Origin of the sequence: Nonomuraea terrae, assembly GCF_044465245.1 — a bacterium.
In the GTDB taxonomy this organism is placed as follows: domain Bacteria; phylum Actinomycetota; class Actinomycetes; order Streptosporangiales; family Streptosporangiaceae; genus Nonomuraea; species Nonomuraea terrae.
The window spans coordinates 149,381-166,397 of the sequence record NZ_JBITLL010000005.1; the positions used below are offsets into that span (position 1 = coordinate 149,381).

Annotated in this window: 16 protein-coding genes and 4 tRNA genes; 11 read left to right on the forward strand and 9 right to left on the reverse strand. The window is 72.2% G+C overall.

The window, feature by feature from the left end:
• Window positions 1–39: 39 nt before the first annotated feature.
• The gene (locus ACIBP6_RS24390; protein WP_397055618.1) at window positions 40–1,596 is read left to right on the forward strand and encodes a phospholipase D family protein; all 1,557 of its coding nucleotides are present in this window, start codon (window positions 40–42) and stop codon (window positions 1,594–1,596) included.
• A gap of 184 nt (window positions 1,597–1,780) precedes the next feature.
• Here ACIBP6_RS24390 and ACIBP6_RS24395 read toward each other — a convergent pair whose 3' ends face one another.
• Both ACIBP6_RS24395 and ACIBP6_RS24400 read right to left on the reverse strand, forming a co-directional pair.
• On the reverse strand, window positions 1,781–2,506 hold the full coding sequence (locus ACIBP6_RS24395; RefSeq protein ID WP_397055620.1) for a hypothetical protein: 726 nt from the start codon (window positions 2,504–2,506) through the stop codon (window positions 1,781–1,783).
• A 106-nt stretch (window positions 2,507–2,612) separates the two neighbouring features.
• A tRNA-Val gene (locus ACIBP6_RS24400) sits at window positions 2,613–2,687 on the reverse strand.
• A 518-nt stretch (window positions 2,688–3,205) separates the two neighbouring features.
• Here ACIBP6_RS24400 and ACIBP6_RS24405 point away from each other — a divergent pair.
• On the forward strand, window positions 3,206–3,622 hold the full coding sequence (locus tag ACIBP6_RS24405) for an SsgA family sporulation/cell division regulator (protein ID WP_020547189.1): 417 nt from the start codon (window positions 3,206–3,208) through the stop codon (window positions 3,620–3,622).
• Window positions 3,623–3,723: 101 nt separating this feature from the next.
• Here ACIBP6_RS24405 and ACIBP6_RS24410 read toward each other — a convergent pair whose 3' ends face one another.
• Window positions 3,724–4,254 carry a DUF305 domain-containing protein gene (locus ACIBP6_RS24410; protein WP_397055622.1) on the reverse strand — a complete coding sequence of 177 codons (531 nt, stop codon included), beginning with the start codon at window positions 4,252–4,254 and terminating at the stop codon, window positions 3,724–3,726.
• Window positions 4,255–4,580: 326 nt separating this feature from the next.
• On the opposite strand from ACIBP6_RS24410, the gene ACIBP6_RS24415 reads away from it, so the two are divergent.
• On the forward strand, window positions 4,581–5,804 hold the full coding sequence (locus tag ACIBP6_RS24415; RefSeq protein WP_397057071.1) for an LVIVD repeat-containing protein: 1,224 nt from the start codon (window positions 4,581–4,583) through the stop codon (window positions 5,802–5,804).
• 38 nt (window positions 5,805–5,842) lie between these two features.
• Here the strand turns inward: ACIBP6_RS24415 and ACIBP6_RS24420 are convergent, their stop codons facing one another.
• The 3 genes from ACIBP6_RS24420 to ACIBP6_RS24430 are packed head-to-tail and all read right to left on the reverse strand — an operon-like array spanning window position 5,843 to window position 8,568.
• A complete protein-coding gene (locus ACIBP6_RS24420) occupies window positions 5,843–6,673 on the reverse strand; it encodes an aminotransferase class IV (RefSeq protein WP_397055624.1) in 831 nt (276 codons plus the stop codon).
• A complete protein-coding gene (locus ACIBP6_RS24425; RefSeq protein ID WP_397055626.1) occupies window positions 6,674–7,621 on the reverse strand; it encodes a chorismate-binding protein in 948 nt (315 codons plus the stop codon). It abuts the gene before it with no gap.
• A 29-nt stretch (window positions 7,622–7,650) separates the two neighbouring features.
• Window positions 7,651–8,568, reverse strand: coding sequence for a LysR family transcriptional regulator (locus tag ACIBP6_RS24430; protein WP_397055627.1), 918 nt, complete (start codon window positions 8,566–8,568; stop codon window positions 7,651–7,653).
• Between the two features lie 57 nt (window positions 8,569–8,625).
• On the opposite strand from ACIBP6_RS24430, the gene ACIBP6_RS24435 reads away from it, so the two are divergent.
• Window positions 8,626–9,801, forward strand: a complete 1,176-nt coding sequence (locus tag ACIBP6_RS24435; RefSeq protein ID WP_397055629.1) for a Rid family hydrolase — start codon at window positions 8,626–8,628, stop codon at window positions 9,799–9,801.
• 108 nt (window positions 9,802–9,909) lie between these two features.
• Here the strand turns inward: ACIBP6_RS24435 and hutH are convergent, their stop codons facing one another.
• From hutH to ACIBP6_RS24450, 3 genes are read right to left on the reverse strand one after another with little or no spacing between them, the layout of a single operon-like run.
• Complete coding sequence (gene hutH / locus ACIBP6_RS24440; RefSeq protein WP_397055631.1) at window positions 9,910–11,460, reverse strand: histidine ammonia-lyase; 1,551 nt, start codon at window positions 11,458–11,460, stop codon at window positions 9,910–9,912.
• 16 nt (window positions 11,461–11,476) lie between these two features.
• Entirely contained in the window at window positions 11,477–12,184 is a 708-nt protein-coding gene (locus ACIBP6_RS24445; RefSeq protein WP_397055633.1) for an ArsR/SmtB family transcription factor, read from the reverse strand.
• Between the two features lie 55 nt (window positions 12,185–12,239).
• Window positions 12,240–12,791, reverse strand: a complete 552-nt coding sequence (locus ACIBP6_RS24450) for a hemerythrin domain-containing protein (protein WP_246075639.1) — start codon at window positions 12,789–12,791, stop codon at window positions 12,240–12,242.
• A 112-nt stretch (window positions 12,792–12,903) separates the two neighbouring features.
• On the opposite strand from ACIBP6_RS24450, the gene ACIBP6_RS24455 reads away from it, so the two are divergent.
• The 7 genes from ACIBP6_RS24455 to mreC all read left to right on the forward strand — a co-directional run bounded on the left by ACIBP6_RS24455 (window position 12,904) and on the right by mreC (window position 17,016).
• Entirely contained in the window at window positions 12,904–14,103 is a 1,200-nt protein-coding gene (locus ACIBP6_RS24455; RefSeq protein ID WP_397055635.1) for a hypothetical protein, read from the forward strand.
• 96 nt (window positions 14,104–14,199) lie between these two features.
• Window positions 14,200–14,271 (forward strand) — tRNA-Gly (locus tag ACIBP6_RS24460).
• Window positions 14,272–14,286: 15 nt separating this feature from the next.
• Window positions 14,287–14,357, forward strand: a tRNA-Cys gene (locus tag ACIBP6_RS24465).
• A 7-nt stretch (window positions 14,358–14,364) separates the two neighbouring features.
• Window positions 14,365–14,439 (forward strand) — tRNA-Val (locus ACIBP6_RS24470).
• A 317-nt stretch (window positions 14,440–14,756) separates the two neighbouring features.
• Window positions 14,757–14,942, forward strand: a complete 186-nt coding sequence (locus ACIBP6_RS24475) for a hypothetical protein (RefSeq protein WP_397055637.1) — start codon at window positions 14,757–14,759, stop codon at window positions 14,940–14,942.
• Window positions 14,943–15,058: 116 nt separating this feature from the next.
• On the forward strand, window positions 15,059–16,285 hold the full coding sequence (gene mreB, locus ACIBP6_RS24480; RefSeq protein ID WP_397055638.1) for a rod shape-determining protein: 1,227 nt from the start codon (window positions 15,059–15,061) through the stop codon (window positions 16,283–16,285).
• Window positions 16,282–17,016 carry a rod shape-determining protein MreC gene (gene mreC / locus ACIBP6_RS24485; RefSeq protein ID WP_397055640.1) on the forward strand — a complete coding sequence of 245 codons (735 nt, stop codon included), beginning with the start codon at window positions 16,282–16,284 and terminating at the stop codon, window positions 17,014–17,016. Before mreB ends, mreC begins: the two co-directional genes overlap by 4 nt.
• Window position 17,017 lies beyond the last annotated feature (1 nt).

The following is a 17,017-nucleotide window of genomic DNA, read 5'->3' on the forward strand; positions in this document are numbered from 1 at the left end:
TCAGGCTTCAGCGCCCGCCGCGCGGGTAGCGGCAAGCGGGTGCGAATCGAGGACTGGTTCCTCACGGAGGACGAGCGCGGCAACCCGGCCAGTGAGCTGGCGCCGTGGACATCGGGCAATGAGGTGCGGCCCCTGATCCACGGCGCGGCCTACTTCGCCGAGCTGCGCGCCTGCGTGGCGGAACTCGGCAAGGACGACTTATTACTGTTCGCCGACTGGCGTGGCGACCCCGACGAGCGCCTCGCCCCGGACGGGCCCACCGTGAGCGCGGCGTTCGCGCAGGCCGCCGAGCGGGGCGCGCACGTGCGCGGCCTCATCTGGCGCTCGCACCTGGACCTGTTGCGCTTCAGCTCCGCGGAGAACCGCCATCTCGGCCGGGAGATCGAGCAGGCCGGCGGACAGGCGCTGCTCGACACGCGCACCGCCGTGGGCGGCTGCCACCACCAGAAGTTCGTCGTCCTGCGCCGCGACCGCGACCCTGCGGCGGACGTCGCCTTCGTCGGCGGCATCGACCTGTGCCACGGCCGCCGCGACGACGCCGCCCACGAGGGCGATCCGCAGCCTGTCCCCATGCCCGCCGCGTACGGCACCCGCCCGCCCTGGCACGACGTCCAGGTGGCCGTGCGGGGCCCGGCCGTGGAGCAGGTGCAGCAGGTGTTCTGCGAGCGCTGGGACGACCCGGCTCCCGAGACCCGCGATCCGCTGCGCCGCTTACGCGACCGCCTCAGCCGGCTCGACGACGCCCCGCGCCTCCCGTCGGCCGCTCCTCCCCCGCCGCCGGCCGGCCGCCACCACGTGCAGCTGCTGCGGACGTATCCGGCCCGGCGCGGCGGCTACCCCTTCGCGCCGCGCGGCGAGCGCAGCATCGCGCACGCCTACCACAAGGTCCTGGACCGCGCCCGTTCGCTGATCTACCTGGAGGACCAGTACCTGTGGTCCACGGACGTGATCGAGCCGTTCGCCCGTGCCCTGGAGCGCGAGCCGGGGCTGCGCATGATCGTGGTGGTGCCGCGCCATCCCGACCAGGACGGCTGGCTGGCCGGCCCGGCCAGCCTGATCGGCCGCGCCGGCGCGCTGCGCCGGCTCCTGTCAGCGGGCGGCGACCGCGTGGCCGTCTACGACCTGGAGAACCACCGCGGCACGCCGGTGTACGTGCACGCGAAGGTCTGCGTGGTGGACGACGTCTGGGCCGCGGTCGGCTCCGACAACGTCAACCTGCGCTCGTGGACGTACGACTCGGAGCTGAGCTGCGCCGTGCTGGACGAGCGGGAGGATCCCCGGCCGCCGTACGGCGCGCTGCGGTTCGCCCGGGATCTGCGGCTGGACCTCATGGCGGAGCACCTGGACCTGCCCGGCGAGCGGCGGGACGAGCTGTGCGACCCGGTGGCGGCCTTCGACGCGTTCGCCCGCTCGGCGGCGGCGCTGGAGTCCTGGCACCGGTCCTCGCGTACGGGTGAGCGCCCGCGCGGCCGGCTGCGGCCGCATCCCGCCCCGCGTCTGTCGCCGGTGCGGAAGGTGCTCGCCATGCCGCTGTACCGGTTCGCCGTCGACCCGGACGGCCGTCCGCCCGCTTTGCGACGCTCGCAGGAGTTCTAACCCGATATGCGGATCGTGTCCTTTTTGTTAATGATCCGCAATCATGAATGGCGATCACCCAGAATCACGCCCTGAGCGAAATTCGCCCCACCTGATCTACTAAAACAATGTGACGCCGCTCACAACGACCAATATCCATTCTCTTCGGATGATCGGCGATAAGACGGACACGATCACATTGTAGTTATCGAACCTGGATCTTCTTCTGCCGATCCGGCACCCGCTGCGCGGCCTCGTACGCGGCGTCGCGGACCTCGTTCAGCCAGCCCGCCGGACGCAGCCCGGGAACCTGCCGCAGCAGCGGGTTGAACCGGGTCGGCAGGTCGGTGTCCGTCATGGGCGGGGCGGTGAGCTCGATCTGGCCGAAGAGCCGCCACGGTCCGCTGGGCGCGGCGGCGGCGAGGTCGAGCAGGAGCGGCCCCTCGTCGGCGGCCCGTACGAGCGCGTCGAACGTGGCCGGCAACGGCCGCTCCCGCTGGAGCAGCGCCCCGAGCACCAACCGCCGACCGGCCACCTCGTACGGGAACAGGGACGTGTACATGCCCGTCCACCGGGTCGCCGGCCGGAGCAGCCGCCTGCCGAGCGGGGTGTGACCGGTCGTGGCGAGCAGCAGGTCGGCGGTGGCGTCCTCCTGGTGCCAGCGCAAGGCGAGGCCCAGGATGTCGGGCAACGGCGGCGGCAGGCCCAGGGAACGGGAGAAGCGGGCGAACCCGTACACGTCCATCCGGTGGTCCAGGAACGGCGCCCCCCAGGGCTGTGGCGTGCCGTGCAGGCGCAGGCGGGCCTCGAAGAGCACACCCGCCGGGTGGAACGGCCGTCCGCGCCTCAGGCGCGCGGCGGCGCCGAAGGACGCGGCCAGCGCGGCCCGCGTCGCAGGCGTCCACACCCCCTTGCGGGGCCTGCCCTCCACCACGGCAACCCAGCTACCCCGGGCAGGCCAGGGAAATCTCACCGCGCGGGAGAGACCCCCTGAGACGCCGAAAGGCCGGTCCCGCAGGGGAACCGGCCTCTGAACGTGGTGGGCGATACTGGGATCGAACCAGTGACCTCTTCGGTGTGAACGAAGCGCTCTCCCGCTGAGCTAATCGCCCGCCCTGCCGGCTCCTTGGCGGTGCCGACGGGGAAAACCATACCGCACTCTGGCACCTGCTGGCGAAGCGAAATCGTCCCGAGGGCGATCACGCAGGCCACCGCGCCCGGCGGCGCCGGGCTCCCCGGGGCTCGGGCGGGCGTCCGGGCGAGCGTCCGGAGGGGGCACTCAGAGTGATTCGGGTGAAACGCGGCGGTTGCCCATCGGCACGGCCGGTGGGTGGCATACCATCGTCCTGTCCCGGAAGGCTCCGGCCACGATCTTTACGCGAGAAACGTTCATGGACGGGCCGTCCGGGGCAGGCTCCAGAGCACGCAAAACCCTTGTAAATACGACCCGATTGATGCCGTTTAGCCAGGTAGATGCCTAAATGTCCAGCTGTGATGTGCGTTACAGAAGGCCCCGGAAGCGGAATCTTTCCTACTGGTTTCTTCGTTCCGCGTCATAGCTCAGGACGAAGTCCGTCAGAGCAGCGAAAGCCCCGAAGAGGGGACCTACGACGAAAAGGTTTGGCTGACGATGAACAGCACCACCGTCTCCGCCGAGCTTGGCCTTCGGCTTGTGGTCCCCGACCGTACAACCGTCCCCCTGCTCGCCGGACTGAGTTACACAGCCGACGACCCTTACGCCATCCGCATGGCCTTCCACGTAGGGAATGACGAACCGGTCGAGTGGATCTTCGCCCGCGAGTTGCTGACCGTGGGCATCGTGCGGCGTGTAGGCGACGGCGACGTGCAGGTCTGGCCCGCACGCGCCGACGGCGAGCGCACCCTGCACATCAGCCTGACCTCGCCGTTCGGGCAGGCGCTCTTCGAAGTGCCGCTGGCCCCGCTCACGGAGTTCCTGCACCGCACCTACGAGAAGGTGCCGGCGGGGCGCGAGACCGACTTCATGGACCTCGACGCCGAGTTGACCAACATGCTCTGGCCGTCCTGACCGGTTCGCTCCGTTGAAGGCGTAGTCGTCCGGCTCCCTCCACCGAGGGGGCCGGACGTTCACGTCTGAGGGCCCGTCTGAGGGCCCGTCTGAGGGCCCGTCTACGACAGCGACTCCAGGGTCTGCCTCATGCGGTCGATCTCGATGCCCTGTCCCGTGTGCACGTCCCTGGCCAGCAGGCGCATCCGCTGATCGCGGCCGTTGGCGAGCTGCTCGCCCGCCATCTTGACCGCGCCCTCGTGGTGCCTGGTCATGAGCCGGAGGAAAAGCCGGTCGAAGGCCTTCCCCCTGGCCGCGCGCAGCGCGGCCAGCTCCTCCTCGGTCGCCATGCCGTAACCGGCGGCGTGCGTGTGCGCGTGGCCGGCCGGCGGGGTGCGGCCCAGCCCGGTCAGCCAGCCGGTCATGGCCTTGATCTCCGGCGTCTGCGCGGCGGTGATCCGGCGGGCCAGCGCCCGCACGGTCTCCGTGGTCGTACGGGCCTCCACCAGCGAGGTCATCTCCAGGGCCTGGCGGTGATGGGGGATCATTCCCTCGGCGAAACGCACGTCGGCGGCGACCGCCTGCGACGGCGTCTTCCCGACCCGCTCTCCCGGCGTCGCCGTGCGCGCGGGCGCCCCAGGGCTGCCCGGCACGATGACCGGCGCCTCGGTGCCGACCGGCGACGGCGCCGGCGATGGGGAGGACTGTGGCGAGCAGCCAGCTATGAGAAATGTCGCCATAACTGTGATAAACGCCGTACGCTTCCGCGAACCTGCTGACATAGCTTCCATAGTGAGCTACTAGACAAAGGGGATGCGCGTTGATCTCTGCCACGTGGCGCGGAGCATTGCTGGGGACGGTGCTGCTGCTGACGTCGGCATGCGCCGCGGAGGGGCCCACCGCTGAGCAGTCGGCGCCCGCGAGCCCGACGCAGCAGACCGGCGCTCCCCCGTCGCCCGGCGCCTCCGCCGGTGACGAGATGAGGAGCGACAACGTCACGCTGGTCGCGAACGTGCCGCGGACGGCTCCGTTCAACGGCGAGGACGACTTCAACACCGACCTGGCCTTCCAGGGCGAGTACGCGTACGTGGGCAACTTCGGGGGCTTCTCGATCTACGACATCGGCGACCCGGAGAATCCGGAGCTGGTCAGCCAGGTGGCCTGCCCGGCGCAGCAGAACGACGTGACCGTCTACCGCGACCTGCTGATCCTGTCGATCGACGAGCCGCAGGGCGGCGAGGGGTGCGACGCGCCCCCAGGCCCGCCCGCCTGGGAGGGGCTGCGGCTGTTCGACATCAGCGACAAGGCCGACCCCCAGTACGTCGGCGCCGTCCAGACCGACTGCGGCTCCCACACCCACACGATGATCCCGCAGGGCGACACGCTCTACGTGTACGTCTCCTCCCCCGGCCCCGAGCCGCAGTCGGTGACCTGCAGGCCGCCTCACGAGCTCATCCAGGTCGTGGAGGTCCCGATGGACGCGCCCGAGTCGGCGCGCGTGGTGTCCAAGCCCAACCTCTTCCCGCAGCGCGGCAACGAGACGATCGCCTCCGGCTGCCACGACATCACCGCCTACCCGGAGAAGGACGTGGCCGCGGCCGCCTGCTTCGGCGACGGCGTGCTGCTCGACATCTCCGACCCGGTGCAGCCGACGGTGCTCCAGGTGCTCAGCGACCGCGAGAACTTCGAGATCTGGCACTCGGCGACGTTCAACAACGACGGCACGAAGGTCGTCTTCGGCGACGAGATGGGCGGCGGCGGCCAGGCCACCTGCGACCGCAACACGCCGAGCACCAAGGGCGCCAACGCGATCTACGACCTGGTGGACGGCCAGCTGCAGCGGCGCGGCTACTTCAAGATCCCGCGCGAGCAGCAGCCGGACGAGAACTGCGTGGCCCACAACGGCTCGCTGATCCCGGTGCCGGGCAAGGACATCATGGTGCAGGCGTGGTACCAGGGCGGCGTGTCGGTCTGGGACTTCACCGACTCGGCGAACCCGCGGGAGATCGGCTACTTCGACCGGCCGCCGTACCCGGCCGGGGGCATCGCCGGCTCGTGGTCGGCGTACTACTACAACGGCTACGTCTACTCCAGCGACATCAAGGCCGGCCTCGACGTCCTGCGGATCGAGGACCCGCTGACCGACCCGGCCGGGCAGGTCACGATGGAGGACTTCAACGTGCAGACGCAACAGTCGTACTGACCGGTCGCCGGGCGGCGGGTCCCGCCGCCCGGCTGCTGTCAGGGGTTGAGGTCGACGGCGGAGCGCTCGGCGAAGACGCTCATGGCCTTGGCCGTGATGGGGCCGGGCGCGGCCGGGATCGCGGTGTCGTCGACCAGGCGGATCGGCTGGACGTCGCGGGTGGTGGAGGTGAGGAACGCCTCCTCGGCGGCGTACACGGCCTGGAGGGGGACGTCGACCTCCTCGCCGCCGCACCATTCGAGCACGAGCGCCCGCGTGACGCCGGCCAGGCAGCCGGACTCCAGGGTGGGCGTGAGCAGGCGGCCGTCGCGGACGATGAAGATGTTGGAGCCGGTGCCCTCGCACAGGTTGCCGGCGAGGTTGCCGAAGATCGCCTCGCCGCCGCCGCGCTTCTTGGCGTACTGCAGGGCCTTGGCGTTGTCGCCGTAGGAGGTGCTCTTGACGCCCGACAGGGCGCCGCGCTCGTTGCGCGGCCAGGGCACGACGGTGACGGCGGCGGTCGCGGGGAACGGCTTCTGCTCGTCGACGATGACGACGGCGGTGGTGCCCTGGTCGCCGCGGTCGGAGCCGAGCGGGCCCGGGCCGCTGGTGTAGGTGACGCGGATGCGGCCCAGCCGCCAGGCGGGCGCGGCGTCGAGCAGCTTGGCGATGCCGTCGGCGATGGCGTCGAGGTCGGGCTCGGGCAGGTCCATGCGCTGGGCGGAGAGCGCGAGCCGGTCGAGGTGACGGGTGAGCGCGAACGACTTCCCGCCCACGATCTTGATGGTCTCGAAGACGCCGTCTCCGACCATCAGGCCGTGGTCGAAGACCGAGACGCTGGCCTGCGCGGGGTCGATCAGCTCCCCGTTGACCCAGACAGGGATGTTCATTCAGTTTCCTCCTGTGGATGCCAGTGCGATGAGCCTGGCGGCTTTGAGCTCGGTCTCGAGCCACTCGCGCCCGGGGTCGCTGCCCCAGGTTATGCCCGCTCCCGTGCCGAACCGGATCTCGCCGGCCGAAATCCAGAACGTCCTGATGCCTACGGCCAGCGCCGCCGTGCCCCGGTCGGCGTCGACCCAGCCCACAGCCCCACAGTACGGCCCCCGGGGAGCGGGTTCGAGCTCATTGATGATGCGCAGCGCTGACGACTTGGGCGCGCCCGTGACGGAGCCGGGCGGGAAGGTCGCCGCGAACAGCTCCGGCCAGCCCGCGCCGGGCGCGAGCCTGGCGCGCACGGTGGAGACCAGGTGGACGAGCCCCGGGTGCTCCTCGACCGCGCACAACGCCGGCACCTCGACCGAGCCCACGGCGGCGACCCGGCCGAGGTCGTTGCGGACCAGGTCGACGATCATGACGTTTTCCGCGTAGTCCTTGTCGAGGAGGTCGGCGGCGGTGGCGCCGGTGCCCTTGATCGGCCGCGATTCGATGACGTCGCCGTCGCGCGACAGGTAGAGCTCGGGCGAGGCCGAGACCACGCTGAGCCCGGGGATCGAGATCACGCCCGCGTACGGGGCCGGGTTGCCCGCGGCGAGCCGGGCGGCGAGCGCGAGCGGGTCGGCGTCGTCGGGGACGGGCGCGGTCAGGACGCGGCAGAGGTTGGCCTGATAGACCTCGCCCTGCTCGATGTAGTCGCGGATGACCCGGACCCCGCGTTCGTAGGCGGCGCGGTCGAGGGAGGTGCGCCACTGGCCCGGGGCGGGGCCGCGCCAGGGGCCGGCGGGCGCGGGCAGGGGCGCGCGGCGCACCCGGTCGAACCGGGCGCACGTCACCTTGCCCTCGAAGTCGACGACGACCGCCCACCAGCCCTCGCCGTCGAGGGCGGCGAGGTCGGAGGTCACGTCTCGCAGACCGGTCGCGAGATATTGCCCTAAGGCGGCGAAACCGTCGTGCACACCTGCCATTCTCCCAGCAGTTCCACCAAGGCCAGCGCGGCGGGCAGCGGCGTCTCCGGCAGGGCCGCGTAGACCCGCCGTACGGGCTCCATGCCGCGCAGCGGCCGCAGCACCAACGCGGGCGGCACGGCCCGCGCGGCGAGCTCCGGCACGAGCGTCACGCCGAGCCCGGCCGCCACGAACCCGAACTTGCCCGACCACTCCGCCACCCGCAGCCCGGTGCGCGGCGTGAATCCGGCCGCCGCGCACGCCGTCATCAGCACGGTCGGCTGGCCGCGCGGCGCCGCCTCGATCCAGCTCTCGCCCGCCAGGTCACGCAGGTCCACGTCGGTCTCGGCGGCCAGCCGGTGACCGGCGGGCAGGGCGACCAGCAGCCGGTCCGCGCCGAGCGGCACGGTGCGCGCCCCCTCGACGGGCAGGCCGGCCGGGTAGTCGCTGATCACCGCCACGTCGAGCGCGCCCGCGCGCAGCCGGTCCATCAGGGCGGCGCTGAGCCCCTCGGTCACCCGCGGCTCGACGCCGGGGTGCCGGTCGGCGAACCGCCTGAGCGCGCCGGGGACGAGGGCGACGTTGGCGGTGGCGAACGCGCCGACGCGCAGCGTCCCGCCCGTCCCGCGATGGAGGGCGGCCAGGTCCTCAACGGCGCGGTCGAGCCGGTCGAGCACGGCTACGGCGTGCCGGTGCAGCGCCCGGCCGGCGGGTGTCAGGCGTACGCCCCTGGCCAGGCGCTCGAACAGCGGGCCGCCGGCGGCGCTTTCGAGCGCGGCGACGCGGCGGGAGACCGCGGACTGGGTGTAGCCGAGCAGCTCGGCGGCGGCCGTGAAGGAGCCGCTCGTGGCCACTTCGTCGAAGAGCCGCAGGGTGGCGGTGTCGAAGGCATTCGTATCAGGCATGGCTGACATGCAATCTAGTCGGTGGTGGAATACCGCGCATACCGCTTCACTGGCCGCATGATTACTTTTCTCGGACAGGGACGCATGGGCGTCCCGATGGCCCGGCGGCTGACGGAGGCCGGGCACGAGGTGACGACGTGGCGGCGCGGCACGGGGATCTCGGTCGCCGACGCGGTGGACGGGGCCGGGCTGGTCATCACGATGCTGAGCGACCCGGCGGCGGTGCGCGAGGTGCTGACGGCGGCACTGCCGGGGCTGGCGCCGGGGGCGACGGTGGTGGAGATGTCCACGATCGGCCCGGAGGCGGTGCACGCGCTGCGCGCGCTGCTGCCGCCGTCGGTGGGGCTGGTGGACGCCCCGGTGCTGGGCAGCGTGGGGCCCGCGGCCGAGGGCACGCTGACCGTGCTGGCCGGCGGTGACGTCTCGGGCTGCCGCGAGGTGCTGTCCGTCTTCGGGACGGTGCGCGAGGTGGGGCCCCTCGCGGCGGGCGCGGCCATGAAGCTCGCCGTCATGAGCGCGCTGGTGCCGGCCCAGGTGCTGGTGGCGGAGACGTACGCGTACGCCGAGGCGCACGGGGTCGATCCGGGCGCGCTCGCCGGCGTGCTGGCGGACACCCCGCTGGGCGCGCTGGCCGAGCGGCTGCGCGAGCCCGCGGCCGAGACGCGGTACGCGCTCGCGCACGCCGCCAAGGACCTGGAGCTGGCCGCCTGGGAGGGCGCCGGACTGGCGTCGGCCGCCCGGGCCCGGCTGCAGGAGGCCGTGGCGGCGGGCCTGGGCGGTCATGACCTGACGGCCGTCACCGCGCATGTCCGTACCGCCTCACCCGGGACGGGCGGGCGGCGGGCCGTGCCGCTCAATCTCGCGACCGTGCCCGCCACGAACGGCGCCTACTCGCACGCCGTCCGGGTCGGCGACATGCTCTACGTCTCCGGCCAGGCCGCCTTCGACGAGCGGGGGAACGTCGTCGGCGAGGGCTCCATGGCGGCCCAGGCCGAGCACGTCTTCCAGCTCATCGCCCGCATCCTCGCCGACCAGGGCGCCACGTTCGCCGACATCGCGTTCATCCGGACGTACATGACGGACATGAACGACCGGGTGGAGTACGGGAAGGTGCGCAGGCGGTACATCACCGGCACGCCTCCGGCCAGCACGACCGTGGAGGTGTCGAAGCTGTTCATGCCGGGGCTGTTGCTGGAGGTGGACCTGATCGTGGCGCTGCCCGCGCGACCTTAGGACAGCCGCCTTAGGACAGGGGCCTTAGGACACGGGCCCTACGACAGCGGCCCTACGGCAGCGGCGCTACGACAGCGGCGCTACGACAGCGGCGCTACGACAGCGGCGCTACGACAGCGGCCCGGTGACTGACTCCGCCGCCGCCACGACGCCGCCCTCGGCCACCAGGCGTACGGCGGCCTCGATCTCCGGGGCGAGGAACCGGTCGGGGCCGGGCGCGGGCACGGTCTCGCGTAGCGCCCTGACCACGGCCGCCGTCGCGGGCGCGGGCTCCAGCGGGGCGCGCAGGTCGATCGCGCGGGCGGCGGTGAGCACCTCGATCGCGAGCACCCTGGTGAGCCCGTCGACCGACCTGCGCAGCTTGCGCGCGGCCGACCAGCCCATGGACACGTGGTCCTCCTGCATGGCCGAGCTGGGGATGGAGTCGACGCTCGCGGGCACGGCCAGCCGCTTCATCTCGGAGACGATGGCCGCCTGGGTGTACTGGGCGATCATGTGGCCGGAGTCGACGCCCGGATCGGCGGCCAGGAACGCCGGCAGCCCGTGGTTGCGGGCCACGTCGAGGAAGCGGTCGGTACGGCGTTCGGACATCGAGGCCAGGTCGGCCGCCGCGATGGCGAGGAAGTCGAGCACGTAGCCGAGCGGCGCCCCGTGGAAGTTGCCGTTGGACTCCACGCGGCCGTCGTCCAGCACGGCGGGGTTGTCGACGGCGGCGGCCAGCTCCCGCCCGGCGACGGTGGCGGCGTGCGCGATCGTGTCGCGCACGGCCCCGGCGACCTGCGGGGCGCAGCGCAGGGAGTAGGCGTCCTGGACGCGGGCGCAGTCCGCGGGGTCGCGGTGGCTGGCCACGATGCCGGAGTCGCGCAGGATCTTCGCCATGTTGGCGGCCGAGCGCGCCTGGCCCGGATGGGGGCGCAGCGCCTGCAACTCGGGGGCGAACACCCGGTCGGTGCCGAGCAGCGCCTCGACGCTCATCGCGGCGCTCACGTCGGCGGTCCTGACCAGCGTGGTGAGGTCGTCGACGGCCAGGACGAGCATGCCGAGCATGCCGTCGGTGCCGTTGATCAGCGCCAGGCCCTCCTTGGCGGCCAGCTCGACGGGCTCGATGCGGGCCTGCTTGAGCGCCTCCGCGGCCGACACGACATTTCCCGATTTGTCGCGTACGACGCCTTCGCCCATCAGCGTGAGCGCCACGTGGGCCAGCGGCGCGAGGTCGCCGGAGCAGCCCAGGCTGCCGAACTCGTGCACGATCGGCGTGATGCCCGCGCTGATCAGGGCGGCCAGGGTCTTCGCGGTGGTCGGCCTGATGCCGGTGTGGCCGGTGGCCAGGGTGTGCAGGCGCAGCAGCATGAGGGCGCGCACGACCTCGGTCTCCACCTCGGGGCCGCTGCCCGCCGCGTGGGAGCGCACCAGCGAGCGCTGGAGCTGGGCGCGCAGCGCCGGGTCGATGTGCCGGGTGGCCAGCGCGCCGAACCCGGTCGAGATGCCGTACGCGGGCACCGGGCTCTCGGCCAGCTCGTCCACCCGCTGGCGGGCCGCCGCGACGGCGGCGATGGCGTCGTCGGTGAGCCGCACGGGGGCTCCGTGGCGGGCCACGTCGATGACCTCGTCGAAGCTGAGCGGCTCGGGGCCGACGTTCACGACTTCGTTGTCGCGCATGGTGCGTCTCTCTCGTTCAGGTAACCGGCGTAGCCGATGTTAGCTCCTTACCGGAGAACAGTGTCGCCAGCCCCCGCCTGCCCTCGTCGGTGAGCACCACCGCCCTCGGGACCGCGCCCCGCCGGTACCACTCTCGTTCGAACAGCGTCCGGGCGATCGCCGCCCCGAGCGCGCCCCCGAGGTGGGAGCGACGCTCGGTCCAGTCGAGGCACTCGGGCGCGAAACGCCGCCGCGACCCGCGCGCGCCCGCGACGTCCACGCCGAGGCCGGACAGCAGCCGCTCCCCCGACTCCGTCAGGTCGTGGCCCGCGTAGTGGCCGTCCTCCCTGAGCCGGTCGAGCAGGCCCACCCCGGCGCGGCCGGCGAGGTGGTCGTAACAGGTGCGGGCCTCCTCCAGCATCCTGGCCTGCCGGGACTGGCGCAGCGAGCGCACCGGCGGGCGGGCGCTGATCGTGGCCAGCGACTCCAGCACCTCGGCCACCTCGTGCCCGGCCAGGCGGTAGTAGCGGTGGCGTCCCTGGGGGACGACGTCGACGAGCCGGCCGTCGAGCAGCCGGGCCAGGTGGGCGCTCGCGGTGGCGGCGCTGACCCCGGCGATCCGGGCCAGCTCCCCCGCCGCCAGGGCGCGCCCGCCGAGCAGCGCCGTCAGGATCGCCGCCCTCGTCGGGTCGGCGATGAGCGCGGCGACGGGCGCGATGTCGGCGTCACGGGCGAAGAACTCCATGCTCACAACGCTAGTACGCCGACGTTTCGCCCGCCGTCGAAGGGTCCTGCCGGGATCAGCGTCGGTCGAGGGCCTTCCTGATCATGTCGCGGGCGCGGTCCATCAGCGCGAGGGGCGTGCCCATGAGCAGGTTCTTGGCCGCCGACTCCGTGCCGGGACGCGGGCGCGACGGCGCCAGCGACTCGGCGGCGCGTACCGCCGCCGCCATGGCCCGCCGCTCCATGGCGGTGGTGCCGGCGCGCAGCCGGGCGAACTCGTAGCGCTCCTCGCTGCGCGCGTGCGCCGTCACGGCGGTGCGCAGCCGGGCCAGGCCGTCCCAGAAGCCCGGGTCGTCCACGCCCTTCTTGTGCAGCTCGAGGAGCAGGCGTTTGGCGCGGTTCTCCTCCTCCAGGCGGTCCGCCACGACGCCCTGGCCGTTGTCGAGCTTCTTGCGCGCGTACGGATGGACGATCTCCTCCTCCGCCGTCTCGTGCACCGACAGCACACGCGTCAGCCGGTCGAACGCCGCCGCGACCTTCTCGGGCGGCGCCTGCTCCACCTCGTCGAACAGGTCCCTGATCTGGCCGTGCTGCGCCATCAGCAGCTCGATGACATCTTGTTCACGCACCCAGGCGGGCCTACCCGGGAGACAGTGCGACACGCCCTGTCTTACCGAACGCGGGCCGTTCGGGGATCGAACGCGGAGGTTGCCCGCCCCGGCCCCGGGTAGGCGCAGCGACATGGCCTTCGACCCACTCCAGGAGCGGGGAATCCCGCTGGACGAGCAGCTGCGCGACTGGCGGGAGCTGAACGTCACACCCATCGATCCCGACCGCTGCGACCCGTACACGCGGTGCCGGATCATCACGATGAACGGGATCGAGACCGAGGCGATCCTCTTCAGCCACCACATGGCCCGCCACTGCCGTGACGTGGAGATCAAGCAGCGGCTGGCGCGCGTGCGGTACATCGAGGCGCAGCAGCAGAAGGTCGTCAACTGGCTGCTGCCGGGGGCGTCGTCGGTGCTGGAGACCACCATCGCGTACGAGCAGGTGGCGGTGGACCTGACGGCGTGGGTGGCCCGCATGGAGCCGGACCAGCGGCTCAAGCAGGCCTACCAGTTCGGCGTGCTGGAGGACTTCGACCACCTCTACCGGTACGCCAACCTGTACGAGATGATCGAGCACCGCAGGGCGGACAAGATCGTCGACCAGCTCACCGAGGTCATGCCGGGGCGGCCGACGTACCTGCACCACCGCGACCCGATGGACAACGTGCGCGAGCCGTACCAGCGCAGGGTCACCGAGCCGCTGTCGCGCCTGCACGCGCTGACCATCACCGCGGCCGAGCAGCAGACGATGAACTTCTACATGAACGTCGGCCCGATGTACATGGAGCCCATCGCGCGCCAGCTCTACCAGGAGATCGGGCTGATCGAGGAGGAGCACGTCACCCACTACGAGTCGCTGGTGGAGCCCGGCGAGAGCTGGTGGGAACGGCTGCTCAACCACGAGTACAACGAGTGCTACCTGTACTACTCGTTCATGGAGACCGAGAGCGATCCCAAGGTGAAGAACATCTGGGAGCTGCACCTCAACATGGAGCTGGAGCACCTGCGGCTGGCGGCCGAGATGTTCCGCCGCTTCGACGGGCGCGACCCCGACCAGGTGCTCGCCCCGGCGCTGCCGCCGCCGGTGACGTTCGAGCCGAACAAGGGCTACATCCGCGACCTGCTCGCCACGCAGATGGACCTCACGACGCTGGGCACCGGGTACGTCCGGGAGGCCCACGAGCGGTTCGAGAAGATGCAGCAGGCGGTCATGGGCGGCGAGCGGCCGCCGTCGGAGCGCGTGATCGAGGAGAACCGGGCGATCTCCGGGGAGGAGTACCGGCTGCAGACCGAGGGCCGGCACCCGGCCGGGCTGCGGGTCAACCGGTAGCTCCGGGGCCCGGTGAGCCGGGCGGGCGAATTCCGGTTTGGGGACTCGGCCAGGATTCGCTAGAGTTCTCTCGTCGCCCGGCACAGCGGGGCGCACGCGGAAGTGGCTCAGGGGTAGAGCATCACCTTGCCAAGGTGAGGGTCGCGGGTTCGAATCCCGTCTTCCGCTCGGAGCTTCCGGCTCGGTGGCGTGGCCGAGAGGCGAGGCAGCGGCCTGCAAAGCCGTCCACACGGGTTCAAATCCCGTCGCCACCTCCGCAAAGGACGATTAGCTCAGCGGGAGAGCGCTTCCCTGACACGGAAGAGGTCACTGGTTCAATCCCAGTATCGTCCACCACCTCTCCACCCCGCCGGTCTCCGTCTCGGACCTCCTCGGCGGGGTTTTTCGTTGTCACGCACCTGTGTGCCGCCGCCGGCGGGCCATGGGCGACAGGTGCCACCGGCTTTCCTGCACGGCGGCCCCGCTCGTACGGGCGCCCCCGAGCGCGGCCCGCTGGCGATCGGGCCGGCGACCTGGCGGGAGGGAGCTGCCGGGATCGTCCGTCGATCTCTCCCACCCACGGGCCGGGGGGGCGCGCCCGACACGGCGCTGTTCGCCCCGGTCCAGCTACGTCGGCGAGACGCTGCGGCTCGAACCGGCGGCAGCCGGCGGCGGTGCCGCGGCCGCTCGTGCCCGAGGGCCGGGAGCCGCGGACGGTGGGCGTGGAGGGCGACCGGCTGGTGGTCAACCTGGCCCCGGGGGCGGTGGAGTTCACGTTCGGGCGCGACTACTTCCGCGCTCCCTGCCGCCCGTTCACCGCGCGGGTGCCGGAGGAACGGTCGGGGAGCCTGATCCGCTGAACTGCGAAGACGCGCCAAGATACACATTTATCCCGTTTGTGGTGCGACTCGCACGGGCAACGCGAGGGCAGGCAGTGTCCCCCTGCCTGCTGCCCCGGTCGAAAGGCTGTGCGGTTATGGCGTTCGCATGGGCTCTCCTCGGTCACGACATAGCAGTCGATCTCGGAACCGCCAACACGCTCGTCTACGTCCGCAGGAAGGGCATCGTGCTGAACGAGCCCTCCGTCATCGCGATCAACCTGCACAAGAACACCGTCGTCGCCGTCGGCAAGGCGGCCAAACGCATGATGGGCCGCACTCCCCCGCACATCGCCACGATCAGGCCGCTCAAGGACGGCGTGATCGCGGACCTGGACGCGGCGGAGCGCATGTTACGGATGTTCATCCAGAAGGCGCACCCGAGCCGGTTCCTGGCCAAACCCCGCATCGTGGTGGCCGTCCCGAGCGGCACCACCTCGATCGAGCAGCGGGCGGTCAAGGAGGCCGCGTACGAGGCGGGCGCCCGGCGGGTGCACATCATCGAGGAGGCGATGGCCGCGGCGATCGGCGCCGGCGTCAAGGTCGGCGAGGCCACCGGCAACATGGTCGTCGACATCGGCGGCGGCACGACGGAGGTCGCCATCGTCTCGATGAGCGGCGTCGTGGTCGCCAAGTCGGTGCGGGTGGGCGGGGACGAGCTGGACGAGGCGATCGTCGCGTACACGAAGAAGGAGCACGCGCTGCTGCTCGGCGACCGCACGGCCGAGCGGCTGAAGATCGACCTCGGCGTGGCGCGGCCGGCGCCGGTCTCCGCCCGCGACTCCGACCCGAACCCCAAGGGCAGGCACCGGGTGGGCGCGCCGATCCAGCCGGTCGGGGACGAGCCCGCCGCGACGGAGGACGAGCCCGCCGAACCTCCCGCGCCGCGCGGCTGGAACCCGTTCCGGTCGAGGGCCAGGCCCGAGAGCGCCGCGCCGGCCACGTCGCCGCCGGGCCCGCCCAGGACGGCCGCGCCGGTGCGCGGGCGTGACCTCGTCACGGGCCTGCCCAAGACCACCACGATCACCGCCGACCAGATCAGCGAGGCCATCGAGGACCAGGTGCAGGCCATCATCGACGCGGTGCAGGCCACGCTCGACCAGTGCCCGGCCGAGCTGGCCGGCGACCTGCTCGACAACGGCATCGTGCTGACCGGCGGCGGGGCGCTGCTACGCGGGCTGCCCGAGCGGATGGGCGAGGCCACCGGGATGCCGATCCGGCTCGTGGACAAGCCGCTGTACTCGGTGGCCCTGGGCGCGGGCCGCTGCGTCGAACGCTTCCAGGCGATGCGGGACGTGCTGCTGCCCGATTGGTCCCGGCGGTGAGGCGGGCGGTCGTCCTGCTCGTGCTGGCCGCCGCCGTCTCCCTCGTCGCGATCGACCGTACGCTGGCTCCGCTGACCCCGCTGCGGAAGGCGGGCTCGGCCACGTTCGGCGCCGTTCAGAACGCCGTCGGGGCGGCGGCCAGGGCGTTCGCCGGCGATGCCCGGCTGCGGGCGGCGGAGCAGGAGAACGCCCAGCTGCGCGCCGAGCTGTTGTCCGCCGGGACACCCGCGGCCGATGCCGGCGTCATGGGACGGCATCAGGGGGTGGCGGCGCACGTCGTCGGGTTCGGCCGGCAGAGCGTGACCATCGACGCCGGCGCCGCTGCCGGCGTCGAGCGCGACGTGACCGTCCTGAACGCCGACGGCCTGGTCGGCAAGGTCACCTGGGCGGGGCCCGCGACGGCCTCGGTGTCGCTGATCACCGACGCCGGGTCGTCCGTGGGGGCGCGCATGGCGGGCTCGGGTGAGCTGGGCGTGGTGACCGGGATGCCCGGCGAGGGGCTGCTGCGGCTGAGCCTGTTCGACCCGCACGCGCCGCTGCGGCCCGGCGACCAGGTGGTGACGATGGGGTCGGCGGGCTCGCGGCCGTACGTGGCCGGGGTGCCGATCGGGACGGTCACCGAGGTCGAGTCCGTGCCCGGGGCGGCGACCCGTACGGCACTGGTGCGGCCGGCCGCCCGCCTCTCGGCGCTGGACCTGGTCGCGGTGATCGTGCCGCGGCCCGGGAGGTGAG

Coding starts and splice junctions, on each gene's coding strand:
- ACIBP6_RS24435 (WP_397055629.1), top strand. CDS start 8,626: ATGATTACTTTTCTCGGACAGGGACGCATGGGCGTCCCGATGGCCCGG.
- ACIBP6_RS24445 (WP_397055633.1), bottom strand. CDS start 12,184: ATGGAGTTCTTCGCCCGTGACGCCGACATCGCGCCCGTCGCCGCGCTC.
- mreB (WP_397055638.1), top strand. CDS start 15,059: ATGGCGTTCGCATGGGCTCTCCTCGGTCACGACATAGCAGTCGATCTC.
- ACIBP6_RS24405 (WP_020547189.1), top strand. CDS start 3,206: ATGAACAGCACCACCGTCTCCGCCGAGCTTGGCCTTCGGCTTGTGGTC.
- ACIBP6_RS24420 (WP_397055624.1), bottom strand. CDS start 6,673: ATGAACATCCCTGTCTGGGTCAACGGGGAGCTGATCGACCCCGCGCAG.
- ACIBP6_RS24430 (WP_397055627.1), bottom strand. CDS start 8,568: ATGCCTGATACGAATGCCTTCGACACCGCCACCCTGCGGCTCTTCGAC.
- ACIBP6_RS24415 (WP_397057071.1), top strand. CDS start 4,581: ATGAGGAGCGACAACGTCACGCTGGTCGCGAACGTGCCGCGGACGGCT.
- ACIBP6_RS24455 (WP_397055635.1), top strand. CDS start 12,904: ATGGCCTTCGACCCACTCCAGGAGCGGGGAATCCCGCTGGACGAGCAG.
- hutH (WP_397055631.1), bottom strand. CDS start 11,460: ATGCGCGACAACGAAGTCGTGAACGTCGGCCCCGAGCCGCTCAGCTTC.